General features: G+C 39.5%; 19 protein-coding genes and 1 pseudogene. 10 read left to right on the top strand and 10 right to left on the bottom strand.

What is annotated here, in order from left to right; translation table 11 throughout:
- Positions 1-546 precede the first annotated feature (546 nt).
- The 4 genes from LG307_RS20530 to LG307_RS20515 all read right to left on the bottom strand — a co-directional run bounded on the left by LG307_RS20530 (position 547) and on the right by LG307_RS20515 (position 2616).
- Entirely contained in the window at positions 547-735 is a 189-nt protein-coding gene (locus LG307_RS20530; protein ID WP_404445967.1) for a hypothetical protein, read from the bottom strand.
- Positions 736-759: 24 nt separating this feature from the next.
- Positions 760-1266 carry a competence protein ComK gene (locus LG307_RS20525; RefSeq protein WP_404445965.1) on the bottom strand — a complete coding sequence of 169 codons (507 nt, stop codon included), beginning with the start codon at positions 1264-1266 and terminating at the stop codon, positions 760-762.
- Positions 1267-1433: 167 nt separating this feature from the next.
- Positions 1434-1694 (bottom strand): helix-turn-helix domain-containing protein, encoded by a 261-nt coding sequence (locus LG307_RS20520; RefSeq protein ID WP_404445962.1) that lies wholly within the window; start codon positions 1692-1694, stop codon positions 1434-1436.
- A 664-nt stretch (positions 1695-2358) separates the two neighbouring features.
- Positions 2359-2616 (bottom strand): hypothetical protein, encoded by a 258-nt coding sequence (locus LG307_RS20515; protein ID WP_404445959.1) that lies wholly within the window; start codon positions 2614-2616, stop codon positions 2359-2361.
- Between the two features lie 512 nt (positions 2617-3128).
- Between LG307_RS20515 and LG307_RS20510 the strand changes: the two genes are divergently transcribed.
- From LG307_RS20510 to LG307_RS20480, 7 genes are all read left to right on the top strand, one after another.
- Positions 3129-3269 (top strand): hypothetical protein, encoded by a 141-nt coding sequence (locus tag LG307_RS20510; RefSeq protein ID WP_404445956.1) that lies wholly within the window; start codon positions 3129-3131, stop codon positions 3267-3269.
- A gap of 97 nt (positions 3270-3366) precedes the next feature.
- Complete coding sequence (locus tag LG307_RS20505; protein WP_404445953.1) at positions 3367-6318, top strand: thiopeptide-type bacteriocin biosynthesis protein; 2952 nt, start codon at positions 3367-3369, stop codon at positions 6316-6318.
- Positions 6305-7288: a hypothetical protein gene (locus tag LG307_RS20500; protein ID WP_404445951.1), complete on the top strand. Its 984-nt coding sequence runs from the start codon at positions 6305-6307 to the stop codon at positions 7286-7288. Before LG307_RS20505 ends, LG307_RS20500 begins: the two co-directional genes overlap by 14 nt.
- On the top strand, positions 7285-8346 hold the full coding sequence (locus tag LG307_RS20495; protein WP_404445949.1) for a hypothetical protein: 1062 nt from the start codon (positions 7285-7287) through the stop codon (positions 8344-8346). Before LG307_RS20500 ends, LG307_RS20495 begins: the two co-directional genes overlap by 4 nt.
- On the top strand, positions 8343-9914 hold the full coding sequence (locus tag LG307_RS20490) for a YcaO-like family protein (RefSeq protein ID WP_404445947.1): 1572 nt from the start codon (positions 8343-8345) through the stop codon (positions 9912-9914). Before LG307_RS20495 ends, LG307_RS20490 begins: the two co-directional genes overlap by 4 nt.
- A gap of 12 nt (positions 9915-9926) precedes the next feature.
- Positions 9927-10988 carry a hypothetical protein gene (locus LG307_RS20485; RefSeq protein WP_404445945.1) on the top strand — a complete coding sequence of 354 codons (1062 nt, stop codon included), beginning with the start codon at positions 9927-9929 and terminating at the stop codon, positions 10986-10988.
- An 18-nt stretch (positions 10989-11006) separates the two neighbouring features.
- The gene (locus LG307_RS20480; RefSeq protein ID WP_404445943.1) at positions 11007-12386 is read left to right on the top strand and encodes an MATE family efflux transporter; all 1380 of its coding nucleotides are present in this window, start codon (positions 11007-11009) and stop codon (positions 12384-12386) included.
- Between the two features lie 58 nt (positions 12387-12444).
- Here LG307_RS20480 and LG307_RS20475 read toward each other — a convergent pair whose 3' ends face one another.
- Positions 12445-13344 (bottom strand): helix-turn-helix domain-containing protein, encoded by a 900-nt coding sequence (locus LG307_RS20475; RefSeq protein WP_404445940.1) that lies wholly within the window; start codon positions 13342-13344, stop codon positions 12445-12447.
- A 169-nt stretch (positions 13345-13513) separates the two neighbouring features.
- Between LG307_RS20475 and LG307_RS20470 the strand changes: the two genes are divergently transcribed.
- The gene (locus LG307_RS20470; RefSeq protein WP_404445937.1) at positions 13514-13669 is read left to right on the top strand and encodes a hypothetical protein; all 156 of its coding nucleotides are present in this window, start codon (positions 13514-13516) and stop codon (positions 13667-13669) included.
- Between the two features lie 179 nt (positions 13670-13848).
- On the opposite strand, the gene LG307_RS20465 is transcribed toward LG307_RS20470, so the two are convergent.
- From LG307_RS20465 to LG307_RS20445, 5 genes are all read right to left on the bottom strand, one after another.
- Entirely contained in the window at positions 13849-14283 is a 435-nt protein-coding gene (locus LG307_RS20465) for a hypothetical protein (RefSeq protein WP_404445936.1), read from the bottom strand.
- Between the two features lie 381 nt (positions 14284-14664).
- On the bottom strand, positions 14665-15525 hold the full coding sequence (gene lsrF, locus LG307_RS20460; protein WP_404445934.1) for a 3-hydroxy-5-phosphonooxypentane-2,4-dione thiolase: 861 nt from the start codon (positions 15523-15525) through the stop codon (positions 14665-14667).
- Positions 15482-15844, bottom strand: coding sequence for a cupin domain-containing protein (locus tag LG307_RS20455; RefSeq protein WP_404445931.1), 363 nt, complete (start codon positions 15842-15844; stop codon positions 15482-15484). Before LG307_RS20455 ends, lsrF begins: the two co-directional genes overlap by 44 nt.
- A gap of 24 nt (positions 15845-15868) precedes the next feature.
- On the bottom strand, positions 15869-17428 hold the full coding sequence (gene lsrK / locus LG307_RS20450) for an autoinducer-2 kinase (RefSeq protein ID WP_404445928.1): 1560 nt from the start codon (positions 17426-17428) through the stop codon (positions 15869-15871).
- Positions 17429-18373 carry a sugar-binding transcriptional regulator gene (locus tag LG307_RS20445; RefSeq protein WP_404445926.1) on the bottom strand — a complete coding sequence of 315 codons (945 nt, stop codon included), beginning with the start codon at positions 18371-18373 and terminating at the stop codon, positions 17429-17431.
- Between the two features lie 241 nt (positions 18374-18614).
- On the opposite strand from LG307_RS20445, the gene LG307_RS20440 reads away from it, so the two are divergent.
- The gene (locus LG307_RS20440) at positions 18615-20123 is read left to right on the top strand and encodes a sugar ABC transporter ATP-binding protein (protein WP_404445924.1); all 1509 of its coding nucleotides are present in this window, start codon (positions 18615-18617) and stop codon (positions 20121-20123) included.
- An 8-nt stretch (positions 20124-20131) separates the two neighbouring features.
- A pseudogene (locus LG307_RS20435) lies at positions 20132-21085 on the top strand (ABC transporter permease); the annotation flags it as partial.
- Between the last annotated feature and the right edge of the window lie 45 nt (positions 21086-21130).

Genomic DNA, 21130 nt, shown 5'->3' with positions numbered 1-21130 from the left:
CCATTTTAAAGCCAACTTTATAATATATATTCTCTAATAATGATTGTTTCTATTTATATAGGTAGGAATGTAGTTGTTTTTAATTATATTTTCCGTATACCTCCATAACAAAGTAAAGCGGCTCCCTAAACTGCATTCCATCTTAGTTTACAAAAATATTTCTTATTTCTTAATTTTGGTAGTACAATACAACTTATCATCTGATCTATTGTTTATTTGATTAACCTTTCTCTATTTTTAAGGAACAAAATGAATTCTTTCCTTTCGGTATGGATCATATAAGTGCTAATTACGAGACAGCTCGATAGTAAGGTATTGTATCCGGATATTGGCTATCCACGTGCAATTGAAGAGAGATTTGGTCATTCAGGGTTGGCCATAAGGGTGTATGATTTCCACCGCTCATCACCGAACTTGCTGGAACTTTATGCTTAATAGTGGGCCTTTGTTTGAAAGTAGGAGGCAATAAGTAAAAAGTTCTCCCCCCCTTTAGAATTTCCGTGATAACTCTTTTATCGATTAGTGTATTGTTGTTAATGAACCTGGTTATTCCTCATCAAAAACCCAAACCTTTTGCAACATCTCTTTAAAAGTATCCATTGCGCCCGAAGGTGCCACAAATTCAACCTCACATCCAACATGATAAACAGTGTTCACTATATCTAATTTCACCAAATCATTATTGGCAAATGGCTGCCGGCAAACAGGACATAGTATCTCTTGTTTGATTGTCATATATAACACCCCATCCCCAAAATGTTACCGAACCGGTCGCTTCTTCCCGTCGGTTATAAAGCTGTAGCTGATCTTCTGTTCTGTGCAAAAGATGGAATAGATGACAGCGGCTTTTTGTATTTGCTGTCTTATTGTTTGAGAAGAAACTGGAAATTCGATCTCCGTATAATTATGAAATTTCAGGCGACATATGGATTGCTTAGTATGTATCACTTCCATAATTTGATGAAACATAATCCAAGCACAGTCTTTATGCTCTGGAGAATGCGTTGGAAGTGCAATAATCTTATATACTTCTGCTACTAAGAGTGGTGTTTTCTGGATGAAGTTAGTCAGCTTCATGGCGGCGTCACGTCTGCCATCAAAAGTGGCACCGTACTTGATACAGCTTCTAGCCAGGATCTCTGCTGGCCGTTCGCTAGTATAGTAGATGCCTTCCATGTCAATGATTTTTGTTTGATACTGAGGATGAAGGTGGGGCTGAATTGCGATGGTACGCTGATTAATTAGGTATTCGTTTACTATTTCCATAAACATCTCCTTTAAAAGAGGGCATGACGCCATCTAAATATAATCTATATCCAAATCTCTTCATGATGAAAGTAAGTATGTTAGATAAGGGTTTATTGCTGCTGGGGAATGGTGGGGTATAAATGAGTATGTTTTCGGAGTAACCAATATACTAGTAATTTCGTAACTCAGCGCTCCTTACGCATTCTATTAATCTCTTCCTCAACCATTTGAAATAGTAAGTCTATACTGATGTACTTTTGGGAATTACGACTGATCTTGTATAGCGTGTAGGCTAAAGGCTCTCTTTCTCCACGCTCAAGTTTACCAATCATCGTCTCTGAAAGATTCGTGTACTCTTCCATCTCCTCCTGTTTCCATCCATACTCCTTACGTACTTTTCTAATAACAATACCCAATGCTTTTTTATGCAATTCTCGCTCGTCCAATGAGGTATCCCCTTTTTTAACCTCATTATCTTGTTGTCTAGATAGCCGGAACACAGACAGGTAGTCCTTTTTAGGGTATTTCTGTATTTTTATTTGGCACTAAGGCAGTCCTGTAAGTCCTGGTCAGTTACCCCTTCATCCAATGACTACCTGGTGCTACGTTCTTCATTCCTTTTCACCACTTCCCGATCCTTAGTCACAAAAAAACCTTCTATATAACTGATTTACACCGCAAGGTGCATCTCAATTATATAGAAGGGTGGTCCTTTCCAGGGTAGACGTGGTACAAAAACTTGTCATAGATGGGCTAAAACATGGCAAAAGTGGGTACGTTTATTTGGCTATATTCATTACATAGCGACCTTTTAACTTAGCTTACTCAGTCAATCTTATGTCTACGAATAAATGAAGTTATGAAGGTCTCGAGAACATTAAGTTCAGAAATAATCTCTTTCGTTTGCTCATCAGACAAAGTAAATTCACTTTCTGACTGCAAACATTTAATTAAGTTAATAGAGAGTTTCGAAATAGCATCTTTGAATTTTTTAGCTTCTTCTTTATTAATGTATTCATGTGCAATATCTTCTTTTAGTTTTCTCTTTTTGTTATACGCCACTACGATTTGATTCGCTTTTGTGTTTGTTAGTTTATATTCCTCTTTGATTCACTCTAATTTCTCTCGATCTCTTTGATTATCAATTCTAATTTTATATGATTCTTTGTTTTTGTTCTTTTTCGGTGTTTCAATCTTTAAAACAGATTCAGCAGTTAACTCTTCTGAATTCGGAAGAACAATAAATCTTCCCGAAAAGCCAGCTTCGTGTGTCTGGAAGGATTTATGAATCGATTGCTTTTCTAAGGAATGAAAATCCTTGCTTTTTTCATTATCTATTTCTTTCATTCTGTATACTTGATTACTCATGGTGTGCACCTCCCAAAGTTAATTTTTTATAGATGATTAGATTCATAGAATGTCCTATTACTACTAATTACCTAAAAATAACTTTCGTGTGACTTAAATATATTCTTGAATAGTTTTATTTAAACAAATGTTTGTTTAACGGAAATTTTTCCATTGGGAATAAAGGCGTGATTTCCTTTCGATTTTGCTCAACAATTCCCGCAAGGTTTTATAAAATAATTTTGAAACGGGAACAACTAAAAAATCACGTGGCTCCAATACACTATTGTCCCATCTCCACACAATTTCACAGCCCTGATTTATCGCATTAATGTTTGATCCTACGAACCTATCCTACATATTCCATTAAAATCATTCTAAATAAGATATATTCCTTAATTTTAAATAAAATCATATTCTCGAAGATGAAATAAGAAGAAAACCTGTCTAATATAGCTGGTTTTGGAAAATTCATATAATTTTGACATATGCTATTATTCGTTTAGGGCCTAGTTCACAGGAGAGGAGGGATAATGATGAAAGAACTTAACTTGATGGTTGAGGACTTCGCACTAGAGTTAGAGGTGTACGAAGTTTCTTCTGCAACTGTACTTGATACAATGGGAGCATCTCAAGGGCATAACTCTTGCTCAGTAGTTGTAACTCAAAACTAATTCGCTTTTATACTTTTCTACTGATTGCTCAGTTCAAACTTGAACTGAGCTTTCAACTTTCATTTCAAATATTTGCTTGAAGGGAAGGTCCATAAAGATGGCAGTAACGGACAACTATTTAGTAAGAAGTCCAGCCCTGGAGATAGATGTGCTGGATTCAATATTTAATAACAACGAGGAGCTTGAAACAGTACTAGCTGCTTATTTAAACCAAGGTCAAATCAAAGAAAGAATACTTATCGCAAGCACTAGCCTATACCAACAATTAGTAGATGGAAAAATTACTGCTGGTGCAAAGTTATCACTTGTAAAGTACTTACTACGTATGTCCTCAAGAACCATGCCTTTTGGGCTGTTTTCTGGTATATCTAGTAGGAAATTTACTACAGCTATAGTGGAGCAACATGCATTAGAACAAAAAAAAGTCAGACTGTCTATTAAATGGTACAAAAAACTAGTAGCTATCATAGAAGATGCACAAGGAATAAATTCTGAAATGAAGGTGTCCTTAAATCCATTAGTAATAGAAAGCAGTCAGCACTATAACTTGGATAGTATCCTTGAAAACAACGTACAACAACTGAAAATAAAAAAAGGTCCCCTTATCAAAACCCTGGTAAACCATTCTATCTCCCCAATAAAGTTAGTAGATTTAGTGAACCATATTGTGCCAGAAGATACGGAGAAAAAGCTACTATGTCTAAACACGATAAAAAATCTATTGAAAAACCAGTTTCTTGTAAGTGAGTTACAGCCCACAGTTTTCTATGACAAGGACGATTATCTACTAAAAAAATTATTAGCAAGTTCAGGATTCCTTGATGATCAGCTATATTCCACAATCCTTTCTATCTCCAATATGATTGAGAACTATAAAATCCAGAAAGTGGGAGAGGGAATACCAATATATTTAGAAATCATCAGCAAGATGAAAAGACTAGTAGAATCTGATAAATACCTTGTCATCGACTCTATCTATCAAAAGCAAATGGATGATCATTCAGAATTAGATAGGAAAGAAGTAGAAGCAATGGCAGAAAATCTATCACTTTTAGCAAATCTCAGTCAGCAATTCACTTCAAATGCTTGGAATCACTATTATCTAAAGTTTGTTGATAAATATGGATTCTTTAACGAAGTGCAATTAACTGAGTTACTAGATGGTGATAAAGGTATTGGTTTGCCATCCTTTCAAAATCAAAATAAAAATTCGGAGCAGGATGAAGAATTTATAGCTTATATGCTGGATAAGCTTTGGAGCAATCAAAGTTCCAATCAACATTTGCTAGAGATTCATGAAGATGACATGAAGGCCATCTCCACTATTTATAAAAATACTCTTCAGCATAAGTTAAAAGACGGATATGATATGAAATTCTCTGTTTTGGTAGAAAACGAAAAAAAACTCTATCACTTGGGAGTAAATTCTTTTGGAAACACAGCATCCTCCTTTTCTGGAAGGCTAGACTTAAAAGAACATCAAGAAGAAACCACATACTATTCGGATGACTACTATATCAGTTGTGAATTAAACGGAATACCAAACAATTATCCGGATCTCGGTATTTCTTATAAAAAGCCAGATTATGTGATTGATATCACCTGTAAAAGTGAAAAAAAGGACAATGTCATCCAACTTGAAGATATCTACGTTGGAGCAGATTCAGTTGGCTTATATCTAAAAAGTCGAAAACACAACAAGCGATTGTTACCAGTCTCTACTCACATGCTTTACTACAACAATTTTGTGGAACAAAAACCGCTTCTTTTCTTATCTTTGTTTGGCAAATACATTAGTGAAGTTCCATCCAATATAAACCTGGGAAGATTGAAAACGCTTAGGCATCTTCCAAGGATTCAGTATAAAAATATTATTCTTTCTCCGCGAAGATGGAATATCCCATTGCAAGAACTGAAAGCTGAACCACGGCAGCGCTTAAAGCAATTCGTCGAAGAGCATTCCTTAAATGAAGAATATGTTTATCTCCTTGACGGGGATAAAACGTTACCGATTATGCTACATACGAGTATTGGTCAGGATTTAGTGTTAGATGCCATTAAAAAGACTGTGAAATATAGTAACCATCTAACTTTTATCGAAGCGCCTGAACTAAATGACACCATTAGAAATAACCGAAATTATGTGAGAGATTACATTGTTACCATACCACCAACTGTTCAAAATACCACTAAGAATGTCCCAGTAGCAGATGTGGGGACACACGAAAAGCTAATTGATCATGAATGGAAATACTACAAAATTTATTACCATCAAAATCATAAGCAGGCCGTTCTAATTTCATGCTTGGACCATTTATATAAAAGTGGACTTTCAGAGGTGTTCTACATAAACTATTTGGATTTTTCAGGAAAACCGCACCTAAGAATTCGATACAAATCAGTGATAAGCCTGGATACAGAGAATTTGTTTATGAAAACATTGGAAGATCTGCGAATGAAAGAGCAAGTAAAGGATTACTCTACGCATTTATTTGAACCCGAGCATAGCAGATATGGAGGAAGCACCATTTCTCAAGAAGCTTACCAATACTTTTGCCATGAAACAATGGTGGTTTTTCAACTGAACCTGCAAAAAGAGTGGCAGATGAAAAAGGAAACGGAACAAGGTATTATTTGCATGTTATATACATTATTCGACTTTCATGACAGCTATGAAAGCGCAGCATCCTATTTGGAACAGCTGCATGTCCATTCCAATACAGACGAAAGTTTTTTAAAGAAGTTTAAGTCAAACAGGAATTATTATACGGCGCTTGGAAATCAGGCAGTGGAACTATATAAAGAACATCAACATGGACTTTTTAAGAAAAAAAAGGAAGCAGGAAGGTGTTACTCCAGCATAGTCAATCAACAATTTTCAGTAGAAAGAAGAAACTATATATTCAACAGCATCATTCATATGACCTTAAACCGGGTGATCGGGATCAATAAGCAGCTTGAGGGTGAAGTGAATTGCTTGGTTAAATATATTTTCTACAATTTGAAGTACAGATTGCAGATTAAAGGAGAATACAATGAACTTTTATGAAATGAACATCTACATAAATGAAGTGGACAATCACCCTATCTATTCATCCATCCGTACCTTGTTGGAAGGGGAATCAATAGTATCTCTAAAGAAGAGTTTTGAAAATGGCTTACATCTAACGGTATTTGGATGGTTTACCCACAGTCAAATAAGCCAGATTTCCGCTGAATTTAACAGCTTGCTTATTGCTCACCCAACAGAAAAGTATGATGAGGAAGCTTTCCAAAACAAATATAAGAAGGTTGCAGAAATAGCTGTGAAAGAGAATGTGCTCGAGGAAGTTCATCAAAACAAGGTTCTCCTTACAAAAAGGAAGGATTTTTACAACTTTCAGAATGAGGAGCAATTACAGATATATATGAAAATCAATCAAATTTTTGACAGGTGGTTTGTGAATAGTTATTGGAGCAAGGATAACCATATCCTCTCCATTACAAAGGACATGGTACCATTTTGGTCCTATCTACCAGATACGGTGCTCTCCAAGGAACATGCACTTTATTCCAACGGTTTTGTTTCCCATCTTTCTCATTACCTCGGTCTATTACACTCTTTAAGTGAAAAGAATAAACAGGCGATTGTAGAGAGATTTAATCACGCTGCTGAGAATGATAGAGAGAGCTTAATAGAAAGCTTGGATAAGGATAATACCTTAACACAAGAGCTGAAAATGATGTTTCAAGAGATAAAGGATGCTGTGAATCGCGACGTGCTGAATTTTCATTCGCCACATGACGATGCCCATATAGAAAAGAAGGTGGAAACATCATCCAAAAGGCATCAGCTTGCAATGGGTATTCCCGAGTTAAGTAAATTAATTTTAAAGGATGCGGTCTTAATCACCAACCGATGGATATTAAATGTGTTATATGAAAAACTGGTGCTCCTAAACATCAAACCGCTAGACAAATTTTATATGAATTATTTGCTAAGCTCTATCAGGTTTAAAAAGGAGGAGGTATACGGATGAAGGTCTTTCTTGATCCAACAACATATATCATTGATACAGAAAATGATTATTACATTTGTACAAAAGAAAAAAATTTGAAGCTAGTGTTGAATGAAGCGTCAAGGAATAGAGTCTATGAAATTATTAAGGCATTGAAAGCAGGGGAACCTGTTGATTCTGAACATGCCTTTGATCAGAAGGTTGTGCAACTGCTATTGGAAAAAGGAATGGCTACGACCTTAGAGAAAAAGAAGGAGATTTCCTTTGATGGCATCAATCGTATTTCAGCTCCTCCATCGTTTATTCACGTTCTAAAAAGAGAGTGCGATCACCTTGTTGAAAGTATAGATGGCGGTTCTCTTAAATTAGTAAATGATAGAATGGGCAAATTTGAACTGCACGTTACATTTTTTCAAAATGAAATGTATATCTCTAATTATGCGATTGATCCTCACAACTCGGAAGTTTGGAGCAATGATTACTTAGAGTATGCTGCCCATGTTTTTTTAGAGAAAATGCAACAAAAAGCGATTGAACCATCACTTCTCGTTAGAGCACTAATGGTTATTGATCTATCCATATACGAAAATACGACAAGAATGATCGAGAAAACCCATATTAACTATAAAAATTTCAAAAACAGCTATTTTCTAAATGAAAAATTAAACAAAGGGCCAGTAACCTTTGATTATAAATACTTTTTTCCTTTTGTTTGTTTGACCTATCAAACAGACTGGCTGGAAAATGAACTTGTAAGTATAGGTTTCCAGGAAGAGGATGCAATCAATAATTTACTCCAGCTTCTTGCACAGCATTCTCAAGTGAAGGCTACCATTGATTTACTACCTATTGAAAAGATAGATACGGAAAAAGTCAAAACGCTGGTAAAGAAATTATGGTTTATCAAATTTCAGCAAGAAGTAGAAATAGAAGAAACATATGATTTTTTGAATCTTGCTATAGATAATCAATCGTATTCACACCCGAAGACTCCAACCGTCAATACTATAAGCTACCTATTAACCTTGCACCTAAATGGGCTTAAGGCTCCTGAGAAAACAGAGGAATTAGTACAATGATGACCAATAAAGAAGTTAATGCTATTTTCACTAAACACTTTCGATCAGGTGAATACGGTGACTACCACATTTCCTTTGTCTCGGATGATGAAAGTATTACGATACAAAGGAAGAAAAAAGGAGAGCCGGCACTTAATCCACCGATACTATCGGGAGAGGTACCTACAAGCTCTTACATATGTCCAGACATAGAGAGTGTAGAGAAAAGCATCTTGTTTTTCAAAATAAACGTTCAGAAATATAAAGAATGGAATCTGCATATCTCAAAACGGACCGTAACCTTCTCCTATGGGTTTGACCAAGTTAAACAATTAATTAAGAACTCAGCAAGCAGTAAGCGGTTACCATCTCACCTGTTGCTTGAAGATCTGAAAAATGCGTTATTTCATATCCATGGTGGCTATGTCATCAGGGATACAGGCTCCTCGATCGCAGTTGCAAATAGAAAATATTTTACCATTCAAGGGTTTGGGTTTGATTACCATCCACCTACAGCAACAAGAAAAGCGTTAATGGAATACACCGAAAGATACTCTAGCCTACTAGATCTTCCTGATTCCATCATGGGATCTTATAACGAATTACAGAACAAAGTGGCCGTTGTCAATCCAGAAAAGTTCGGACTTTATGCTTCAGAAACCCCTAAAGAAAAATATCACTTGGTAAGCTATCACCATGACCTAGAAATAGACTGGGTGAAAGCTAATTCATTAGTAAACGGCGAATCATTCTATGTGCCAGAACAAATGGTTCAATACTTAAAGCCGGGGATGAGAAATAAATACACCATTGAAAGCTCCAATGGCTGTGCTATTGGGAATTGTGACGAGGAAGCGGCTTTGTTTTCCATCTTGGAAGCATATGAAAGAGATATCTTCTTCAAGTCCTGGTTTCGACATGCACAAATAATAAAAATAGAAAATTTAAAAGGCTATGAAAGTCAAACACTATTTTTTGCTCTCGAAGGCTTTGAATTAGAATTCTATTTGCTACCTAATGATGCAAACATACCTGTTGTGTGGGCACTTGTACGAAGCAGTGATACTCACAATCAAATCTATTCCATCACAGGGCTTGGCTGTCATCCGCAGCTTGAGCATGCCTTGGAATCAGCCTTTCACGAACTTTATAATGCTTATTTAAATTTAACAGGCTTAAAAGAAGGTGCTTTAAACACCATGATTAGAGAAGTAGAAGCAAAAGATAGACTTGATTCCATTGAAGATCATTTCTACCTTTTTGCCTCCTACAAAGTGAAAGGATTATTAGAGAAGAAGCTTAGTAATGTTAGAGGAGAAACATATGCTGACCTGTTGAGATACTCGTTTTATACGGAGAATTTACAAAAGGAACTTGCTTATGTTGTCACGGAAATAAAAGCACAGTATGAAGACATTTTACTTATTCATCAATCTAACTCACTATTAAACTCCCTTTCATTATCCTGTACAAAGGTGCTTCTCGTTGGCGCATTGCCTGTCGACTTCACATCCGACCTAGTAAGGATAACCAATACGCAGGATGACAAATTAAGATGGGAAGAACGTAACATTCACCCACTGGCATAAGGAGGAGCAGGCATGAATTATTCTAAAAATGACTTTCTTCAAGAACTGGCTTACAATTCACTTTTTAATAATGAAGAACAGATACTAGAGCATAAGATAGATGACTATGTCCTTTTGGACGACAACGCTGTCTGTGATAATCAACTTCAAGAAATCATGACAGGACTCAACGATTACAACAGAGTAGAGAAAAACACGTATTTCAAGGTCCACAAAGGTTACCCATCCCCAAGAAGCTTGTACCCAATTCGTTTATTCGTTACAACGAGAACTGGCTCGTTTATAACTAAAAACGAACAAACGAAAAAATTTGAACTCTATGAGAATGCTGCAAGAGAGGCGGATGAAGGAGACATTCTTCTTGAATATGGAAAAATATATCCTAAGTACTATAAGTCCATCAAAAAAAGCTTACTCCTACTAGAAGCTGGCCATTTAATATTTAACATCAATCATGTTGCAACAACCTGTGGTGATCATTATACAGTTCTTGAAAAAGAAGGGTACCTCTTGTTAAAAAAGGCAAACATCCCACATCAAGATTATCAGCATGCTAAATTGGAGGGGTTTTATCATTTAAGCTCCATTAGGAACAGCGGACCATATTTACACCCAATAACAGCATTTAATCTCATACCGCTACTTGATGATAGTTCAGATTTTCAACGACTCTATAATCAATTGAACAGATTATTTGTACACCCACTAAAAGAAAATGCCATTCAACTAATTAGATTACACAATGACGGAAATGGGATGTTCAACATACCTGAAAGCCAAACAAAGGTGGACTATAAAAAGTTAAACAGTATTTATCCCTATATTAATTTTAAAGGTGTATCAGGAATGTATGTATTCACCATTGACAACCTTGTTTTTAATGAAGAAGGAAAGGTCACCCCATACATCTTGGCCATCGGTTTTCTCGCACAGTTTTACTGCATGATGTATGCATCTGAAGAAAACTATTGCAGGCCGGTTAAAAGCTTTAGTGTGGGAACTTTCGAGAATCTACTAGGAATCAATGGAAGTCAAAAAACCATCATGTACAGTGTCATTATAGGGGCAAAATAGGAACTTGGGGGAAAAACAATGGATACAAAATGGAGAACATTATTAAAATTTTCTCTCCCTGTAACATTAATTGGAATAGCAGATTTACTATTAATCCTAATAGATCTTCTTTGGATCAGAGTATTTATTGGTGATACCGACGCATTATCGGCACTGCGCCTATCCACATCCATCATCACTTTTATTGAAATGGTACTCATCGCAGTCATTTCAGCTTTATTAATTTTTATTAGTCAAAACTATAGTGCTGGTAAAACAGACCAAGCAAAAGAAGGAATTAAAAACGCCTTTTCCTTTTCTATTTACACAGGTGTCGTCGTAATGTTACTAGGATTTTGCGTTCTGCCATTTATCAAATATATCTTTGGAGTGAACGACTCTGTAAATGGATACCTGAATGATTATCTATTAATATATTTTGCGGGGTATCTATTCTTTTCTCTTAACAACTTTCTTTTGCTCCTACCAAGATATTTTCAAAAGCTGAAAATAATTTATATGAGCTTACTTTTTGCAATTCTAATAAACTTACTGATTACTCCATTAGCCATGATGCTATTTAATTATTACAATTTGTCCATGATGAGCGGAGCAGCGGTGGGAACCGTCTTGGCGAATGTGATAAGCACACTATATCTGCTGTTTAAAATTTTCAATGACGATTATCTGAAAATAGGCCTGTCCAAAGTTATGATGTCATTCAAACCAACCTTTCAAATCATTAAAGAGAACAAAAAGTTTGTTGGTTCCCAGATCTTCAATGGCATCACCTTTAACTTGTCGATGTTTTTGTATATTATCATTCTTTCTTATTATCCGGATGAAGCATTTAATGTCTATGCCGTTGGGATGTACGCATTTATGGTATTTGGCGTATTCGCCCAAAACTTTGCTGCAAGTTTGATACCCATTGTCTCTGGCTTTATGGGGAAAGGCGATATAAAATCCATTAAAGAAACAGTCAAGAAAGTGATGATTGTTTTAGGCGGTTATGGTGTTTTTGTTGTCAGTGTTATCCTACTATCTAGTGATATACTTGCACCAGCTCTTTCCTCTGACGCAGACATGATTGCAAGGTTTAAAGAATTCTACTTGCTTTATAGTATTCCATGGGCCTTAAATACGATTTCTTTCATCTTTATTTTTGTTGTGGCTGGATCTGGGGACTATAAAGGCGGTATGTACCTTACCATAACCAATATGTATGTAATTGTCCTTGGTAGCTTACTAATTATCCCTAATCTATTTGCGGATAAGGTTTCAGGTGTCATTATTGCCCTGTCCCTGATCAATATAATGACATTTATAAATTCTATGTCCTATTACCTAATAGGAAAATGGCAAAGTGCCTCCCTGGTAAAAAAAGAAAAGGCAAACAAAGAACTATCTGCCTCTTAATAAGAAACATATAAGCCACAAGCTTCTGAACCCTCTTGCGGTTTTGAAGCTTTTCTTTCTATACTTGAGAAAAATTCAATTCTGCGACTTGCTTTTCAAGCTCATCAATAAATTCTAGATTCTTTTGATTGTTCGTCATTTGAAATACAAACTTTGCATTAGCTAAATAATGTTTTATGTTATTAGTATCAACAATTTTTAGTTTAAGCAAGCTTTGAGAAGCCTGAATATATAAGTTTCCTAACATAGATATATCCTCAAGTTCCTTGGATAGCTTTATCCCTTTTTCTGCAGTTTCAATTGATTGCTCGTACAACTTTTCATAAAAATACAACTTAGAAAGGTTAAAGTATACTTTCAGTTTAAAGCGTCGATATGCTTCCAGTCTTATATCCGCATTCAATATATCAGTATAGTGTTTTAAAGCTTCCTTATAATCTCCATTTTCAGCATAAACATTGGCAATGACATTTTTAATTCGTAAATTTTGAAAATGTACTTTATTTCTCTCTTTACTCAAAAGTAAAAGCTCCAAATGTTCCACGCATTCTTCCCAAGAAATTAACCCAATTAATTGAGATGACCTAAAGAAATGCCAATCTATAAATTGATTGAACATCCTGCCAAGATCTCTTGATTTACTTAACTTCCTCTCAAGCTTGGTTATTTCATAAACCTCATGGTACTTCTTCGTTTTTACATACTCTTCGATGCTAATAATGGTATCTGATATATAAGTTTGATTATTTTGATAATTATTTTGAAAAAAATAGTCAATAGTAACATTCAACCGTAATGCAATAAAGTACAAAATATCAATACTAGGTAGCGCACGTCCTTTCTCGATACTACTTATAGTTGTCTGGCAGCAAATTCCTTCGGATAACTCTTTTTGAGATAATAGCTGTTGTTTTCTCAACCTCTTAATTTCTTCTCCAAATAGTTTACTGTCCATCATTTTGCCCCCTCCTAAAAATAAGACAAATATCATAAATTATACACAATTTATTACAAGTTGAAGTAAAATACCATAATTTATCCGATAATGGACCTATACATCAAAATCGTACTTTCTAGAAATATACTATAATTATACTAGAAGTAGATATTATTTAGGAGGAATCAAAATGAGAAAATTGATCTATACTTGTTCTGCAATAACAGTAATCTGCCTCTCCCTGGGAATTTCTTCTGCAACCATCACAAGTACCGAAATGCTAGCTTCCCAAGACATAGTAACCCCAGATTCCCGTAATGATCCAACATTACCATCTGAAGATTGATTAGTAAAATAGAAGATACAATGAGCTGAGGGGACAGGTTAGACGACCCGTCTTGACTTTACAGTATTAAAGTGAGTTAAGGAGGGAAATGATCCCTCCTTAACTTTTTTTTAGAATATGTAGTTTGGTCTTCCTAACCATCTGCTTTATATAGCTTGCTGATTACTCAATACAGCTTTCTAAAAATCCGCCAAACTCTCCCCGGTCAGTATTTCAAAAAGTTCCGCTGACTCATTTATTCCTAACTTTACATATCTACCTTCACCGTTAATAACAAGTTCTACTATATTTTTTTGGGGGCCTACCCAAAGCTCATATAATACTACCTTGGCCTCTGGGTTCGGAAAAGAAAACCGGTAATCAGCACGGCGAACCATGGAAACTTCTGCATTTTCCCATGCCGCATCATCCAATAATTTTTCCACTTTGTTTACTTGCTCCATGTCAGAAACTACTTTCAAAACCTCATAATTATTCGAATCCTCATCCCCAACACGCTTTTGGACTTCTATGGTTTGCCCAACATCTTTTACACCCCTTACCTCGCCGGAACAACCTGCCATTATTATTGAAACTAACACTATCAACATTGCTAAAAACTTAAAATCTCTCAAAATTAATCACCCCTTGTCATATGGTTAGACGATTTACTTGGAGATAGGTTTCACACTGAAGGAGAATGGAGAGTTGAGGGGACAGGCACGGAGACCCGTCTATACGTTAGTGTGTTAAAACTAATCTTATGAAGAAGGCCACTCATCCACGAGGGTGATTGGTAAAAACAAAAAAGCAACCGGAATTTAGGTTTCCGATTGCTCTCTTATAAGTTATATATAAATAACGCTTTTTAAACAAATGTTTGTTTAATATTATTTTCTGTGTTATCAAATCAAAGTCAAAAAGTAATCGAGTTACATCGACTATTTTTGCATAGTATGGTGAGATAGTTTTGGTGGACAGGCACGCCGGGTCTGCGTGCCTGTTCCTTCAACCCACTAAGCCCTTACCTCCGCACAATTCTCATACAACTCCACAGCCTCTTTCACCGTAAACCCTTCCTTCACAATCGCATGGATCGCACGGATCATCGCCGTCGGTTGAGCCGACTGCCAAATATTCCGTCCCATATCCACCCCTGCAGCACCTTGATTCATCGCATTATACGTAATCTCCAACGCTTCTTTTATCGTATCGAACTTCGGCCCGCCGGCTATCACAATTGGCACCGGACACTTACTTGTCACCTGTTCAAAGTTCTCGCAATAATAGGTTTTCACGATGTCCGCACCCATTTCCGCCGTCACCCTGGACGCAAGCGCCAGAAATCTCGTATCGCGTTTTTCTAATTCTTTTCCAACAGCCGTAATCCCTAGAACGGGTAAACCATAATCATGTGCTTCACTCACCACATGGGCTAGATTAGTTATCGTCTGTGTTTCATGCTTCGATCCCACAAATACCGAAACCCCGACACCCACCACATTATGGCGGACAGCCTCTTTCATCGACGTCACAATTGTCTCGTTGGATAAGTCATTCAACACAGTCGGTCCACCCGAAACCCTCAGCACCATCGGTTTTTCCGTATCCTCAGGTATGCAGGAAGCAAGCGTCCCCCGCGTTAAATACAAGGAATCTGTGTAAGGAAGTAACTCTTTCACCGTTTCCCCCGGCTTCTCCAACCCCGATATTGGCCCAAGAAAATACCCGTGATCAATCGCAAGCATCACAGCCCGCCCGTTAGGCAGTATTTTATTCAATCGATTTTTAAATCCCCATGTCACATGAACCCACTCCTTTTTTATCAAACGATTATGTTTCCGCAATAACCGGCTTATTAATAACCACCGAATCATTTTTGCCGATATGCGGTGACTTAATGAAGACAGCTTTAAAGTTGGCATCCGATTGGTTGATTAAGTAATGGGAATCACCCGGTCGGCACTGGATCATGTCCCCAGGCTTTGCTTCGACCCTATCCCCGTTAATATAGAAATCTATTTCACCCTCTAAGATATAGAAAATTTCCTCGCACTCTGTATGATAGTGGTTCGGAAAGTCCTGGCCCGGCTTCAACACCACGACCCCCACATCCACATTCGGCCCCTTTGTTAAATACTTCGGGCCATTGTCCCCAAAGCGGTACTCAAAATCACTCTCATTGACTTTCTTCATTCCTTCACCTCCTTTCCAAGTAGATTAATAACCCGGAGCCTTCCACATATGAGTAGTCACACCAAGATCGGCAAGCTTCAACTGCTCCGCATAGACCTTTCTCCAAGTCTCATAGATTCCTAGATACTGCTGATGGTTCTCCATATTTGGCGTAAACGTAGTTTCCCACTGCACCACAGAATCCACGGCTTCTTTTATCGAACCATACAACCCCGCACCAACTCCGGCATACAGCGCCGTCCCTAGTGCCGCCGCTTCCTTCACGACCGGAACCTTCACCCTTACACCAAGCACATCAGCAAGCGTCTGGCTCCATAGCTTACCCTTGGAAGCACCCCCGACAAAGATCACTTCCTCCGGGAAAAATCCGGTAGCTTCTTCCACTAACTTAAGGTTTCCATACGTGATCAAGGCCGCATTCTCCTGAAGAGACTTAAACAACGCCGCCTTCCCAGACTTTTCAGGATCCAGACTAAGATTAACGAACGAAGGTGCCGCATGCCGCCATGCACTGTAATTCATCGTGTCCGAAAAAATAGGGAGGATGCCATTGGCTCCAACAGGAACACTCTTTGCCTTTTCTTCTAAAATTTCATACGCATCCCGGCCTGATGCTGCAGCTTCCGCTTTCTCCACCTCACAAAACGCATCCCGGAACCACCGCATCACAAGCCCCGGAAAAAAGGCAATCGCCTCAAGTTGCCATAAGCCCTCGACCGCATGGCAATTGACTCGAATACGACCCGCATTATCAACAAGCGGTTTCCCGACATTGACCTCCTGCTGCCAGAAAGATCCCCCGGAAACCACTGTCTGCTCCGCTTCAATGGCACCAACCCCAACAGACGCCATCTGCGCATCCCCGCCACCTGACACCACTAGTGTTCCAGCGGCGAGTCCGGTTAGGGAGGCAGCTGCTTCCGTCACTTTGCCAATCACTTTCCCAGCTTCATTCACCACAGGGAAAATATCCGCCTTGACCCCGCACTTATCAGCAATGCCCGCTTCCCATGTTCGCTGTTCCAAATCAAACAACCCGGTCGTGCAACCATTGGAAGGGTCCACCTGTAAAACCTCTGATAGTTTATAAAGAATCCAGTCATTAATCATCGTCATGCATTCCGTAGCTTCATAGATTTCCGGCTCATGCTTTTTCAACCAAAGAAGGCGGGGGATGGCCCCAAGCGCATACGTCTGGCCTGAAACATTATAAATCTCTTTTTCTAGCTCCGGATTCATCTTTTTAAGCTGGCAAACTTCTTCTCCTGCACGGGCATCCACATTCGCACAGGCCCAGATCTCCTGGCCGTTCTCATCATAAAGGACCAACCCTTCGCGCATGCTCGTGGCACTCAACGCCTTGATTGAAGTAGGGGAGACCCCAGTTTTATGGATGACATCTTTTATACAATGGACTACCTTGCCCCAGTTCTCCTCATAGTCAAAATCCATCGAACCCGGATAGTTCGGATCTGCCAGATGCGTCCATTCCTCCTGACTCACCCCAACCTGCCTGCCATCCAAATCAAACAGGACAGCACGAATGCTTCCAGTGCCCGCATCAAGTGCTAACAAATGTTCCATCTATCTTTTCACCTCCATCTGAAGTAGAGAAAGCGCGGTAGTTTCATCGGTAATCAACGTGTGGACATACCCGCCTTTTAAGGCACCGAGTATGGCTTCCACTTTCTTTTCACCGCCTGCGACAGCAATGACATTTTTCATTGATGCCAAGGTAGAGATAGGCTGGCCGATCAATCGCTTATGATGGGGAAGATCAATCACTTTTCCATCCCGATCAAAGAACTGACCAAGAATATCGCCAACTGCCTGCTGCCGCTTAATGAATGTCAGCTCATTCAATGTCATTTTTTCCTCCTGAATGATGGTGGCATCCGGACAAATCCCCCCGATCCCAACGAGGATGTACTTGGATAAGCGACCTAACGCCAATATCTCTTCTATAGAAGGCTCTGATAAAAAGCTTTCCGCCATTTCCTCTGTTGAGGCTAGAAAAGGAGCAGGAATCACATGGATATGCTGGAACTTTTCCATTCCCCGGTCCTGGAAATTGCGATTATGCAAATAATAGTTCACTCCGCCTGTCAACGTGACCACCGACACATGGCAGCTGGGCTCCATGGACAAATAGTCGACCGTACGTGAGACAGCCCGGCCCCAGCCAAGGCCAATTAGATCCTCCGGCTGCAGTTTATGATTCAAATACTGGGCAGCTGCGCGCGACAAGCTATCATTTAAGTCTTTCTCATTCGGTGGAGTAGGGATGATGAACACGTGTGGAAGGGAAAAAGCTTTGATAAATTCCTTCTCCATCGTCAAGCCGTTCGTTTCCATTCCTTTGATCTGGAACTGAACAATCCCCTCGACCCTGGCACGCTCCAACAGCCGGACCACTTTCGTACGGGAGATCCCCAATAGAGAAGCAATTTCATTCTGAGTCAAATTGTCTTTGTAGTAATACCAGGCTACTTTTATTAGAAGGTTCTCTGTATAACTGTCATGTGTCATCTGCTGTACACTCCTCAACAAATGTGCGCAAGCGAGATAAATGTTCGCGCTTTATCCAAAATATATCCCCGCACTTTTAAGAAAAGAACGAAAAGAAAAAATTAATTCCCAGTTGGCATATTCGGTTTCCTTGCTGTGTAAATAAATAACAGGCATGAATCATTTTTGAACATTAATCCAACACACAATCATATGTTTAGTTGTAAGCGCTTAAATAAAGGCAAGGTGGTGACAGATAAAAATGGACATAACGCACAATCCTCTCCTTCAAATAGAAAACATGTATAAGCAGTTCACAGGAAACCACGTTCTAAAAGGGGTCTCTATCGAAGTGCTGCCACACGAAGTGCACGCCATCGTGGGAGGAAATGGGGCAGGAAAATCGACGCTGATGAAGATCATCACGGGGCTGTATCCACCAGACAGTGGAAAAATGGCGGTAAAAGGAAAGCAAGTGCGCTTTTCCTCCACACATGAAGCACATCATCACGGCATCTATCTGGTGCCTCAGGAACCGCTGATCTTCCCGAATATGTCGGTAGAAGAAAACATCCTGATCGGATTGCCGGGAAAACCATCAGACCTAAAGACAAAGGTGGAAAAGCTAATCAAAAGACTGGGCTGGAACTTGCAGCTAGAAGAAAGCGCCATGACCCTTTCCATTGCAGAACAGCAATTAATAGAAATACTTCGCGGATTAACACGGGAAGCAGACATCCTGATCCTTGATGAACCAACATCCACCCTCACATTCGGGGAGATCGACAGTCTGTTTCAAACCATCAGGCAGCTGACCAAAGCCGGAATCGGCGTCATCTATATCACCCACAGATTCTCGGAAATCTTCGAGCTTGCCGACAAAGTGTCCGTACTGCGGGACGGAATCATATCCGCCAAAGGACCAACAGCTGAATTTACGTACGAAAGGCTTTTGGCATGTCTGATGCCGGAAAATAAACAAACGAAGATAGCAGATGAAACGCAAGAGGTAGCGAAACAGGAAAAGAAAAGGCCCATTTTAGAGGTCGAGAATCTTTCTTCGCTTAAATTCAAAGATATCTCGATTTCCCTACGTCCGGGAGAAATCCTTGGCATTGCAGGAGTGGTGGGGGCAGGGAGGACAGAGCTCGCAGAAGCCATCTCCGGACTCGCGCCAACCTCTTGCGGCAACATCCATTTAGAAGGGGACGAAATTCAATCTCTTTCCGTAAGGCAACGCATCGATAAGGGACTCATCTATGTTCCGGAAGACCGGCATAAACATGGCATCTTTTCACTCTCTTCTATTCAGAACAATATATCCTCCACCATCCTTCACCGCCTTACGAAATTCTTTTTACCTTTTACAAAAGAAGACGCACTTGCGGCAGACTATGTCTCTCAATTGCAAATCAAAACCACCTCCACCAAACAGGAAGTCAAAGACCTGTCCGGAGGCAATCAACAAAAAGTCGTCCTGTCCAAAAGCCTGGCCACCTCCCCAAAGGTCATCATTCTCGATGAACCAACAAGGGGAATCGATGCCAATGCCAGGAGGGACATCTACCAGATCATTCAAAAGCTGAAGCAAAATGGCCTGGCCGTCCTCCTCATATCCTCCGATATCGAGGAAGTCGTAAAGCTCAGCGACAGGGTGGTGGTGCTGTATGAAGGCAGAATCGTAAAGGCGCTTGAACGCAAAGAGGACATGACGCCAGATACCATCGCTTCTTACGCATTCGGCATCGGTTGCGAGGTGAACCACCGATGAGTGCACAGGTGATTCGGTTCTTAAAAGCCCGAGAGCTTTCCATTGTATTGCTCTTTGTCGCCTATCTATTATTCGTCACGAGCATCAACCCGGGATTCTTTTCCGGTAACACGTTTTCGTTATTGATCAAGGCAAGTGTCATCCTGCTCGTGATGGCCATCGGGCAGTCTTTTGTCCTGCTCACGTCCAATATTGACGTCTCGGTAGGTTCCATCATGGGCCTGTCCGCTGCGGTGTGTGGAGTACTGTTGACCACCGGTGTCAATTTGTGGATCGTCATTCCAGCTGTCTTGCTCGTCGGTGCTTTTGTCGGTCTTCTGAATGGAGTTGGCGTTTCTTATCTAAAAGTTCCTTCCATTATCATGACCCTTGGCATGCTCGGAATCATCCGCGGACTCATGCTGCTTTATACGGAAGGAATGTGGATCGAAAATATCCCTAACTTTTACAAAAAGCTTGCCAATGCCACCTATCTAGGATTGAATGTCCCGGTGTGGATCGCGCTGATCCTGGTGGTTCTGGCGCATTGGTGGCTGACAAGAACACGGTTTGGCCGCTACTTTTACGCTGTCGGGGATAATCCGGAAGGGGCCCGTTTAGTTGGATTACCGGTCAAGAAAGTGACCGTGCTTGCGTTCGTTCTCTCAGGAGTGTCCGCCTCCATGGCAGGCCTTGTATTTGTCATGAACATTGGCTTTGTCCCAAATCAAACAGGCACCGGCATGGAGCTGCAGGTGATCGCTGCTGCGGTACTGGGCGGTGTCAGCTTGACAGGCGGACTTGGAACCGTCATAGGAGCAGGGCTCGGGGCCATTTTTCTGACGACCATCACTAACTCCCTGATCTTTTTGAAGATGCCGGCTTACTTTAACAATGCAATCTTCGGCTTGCTTCTCCTCATCATTGTCGTGGGAGATTCCAAGTTTCAATCTTTTGTAAAAAAACAGAGTGCTAGAAAGCGAGAAAGAAAACATGCAGAAATGGATGCCGCGCTGAAAGGAGGGGGA

It is taken from the genome of Sutcliffiella horikoshii (genome assembly GCF_044809035.1).
Lineage (GTDB): Bacteria > Bacillota > Bacilli > Bacillales > Bacillaceae_I > Sutcliffiella_A > Sutcliffiella_A horikoshii_G.
This window is presented reverse-complemented; position numbering and strand designations above follow the sequence as displayed.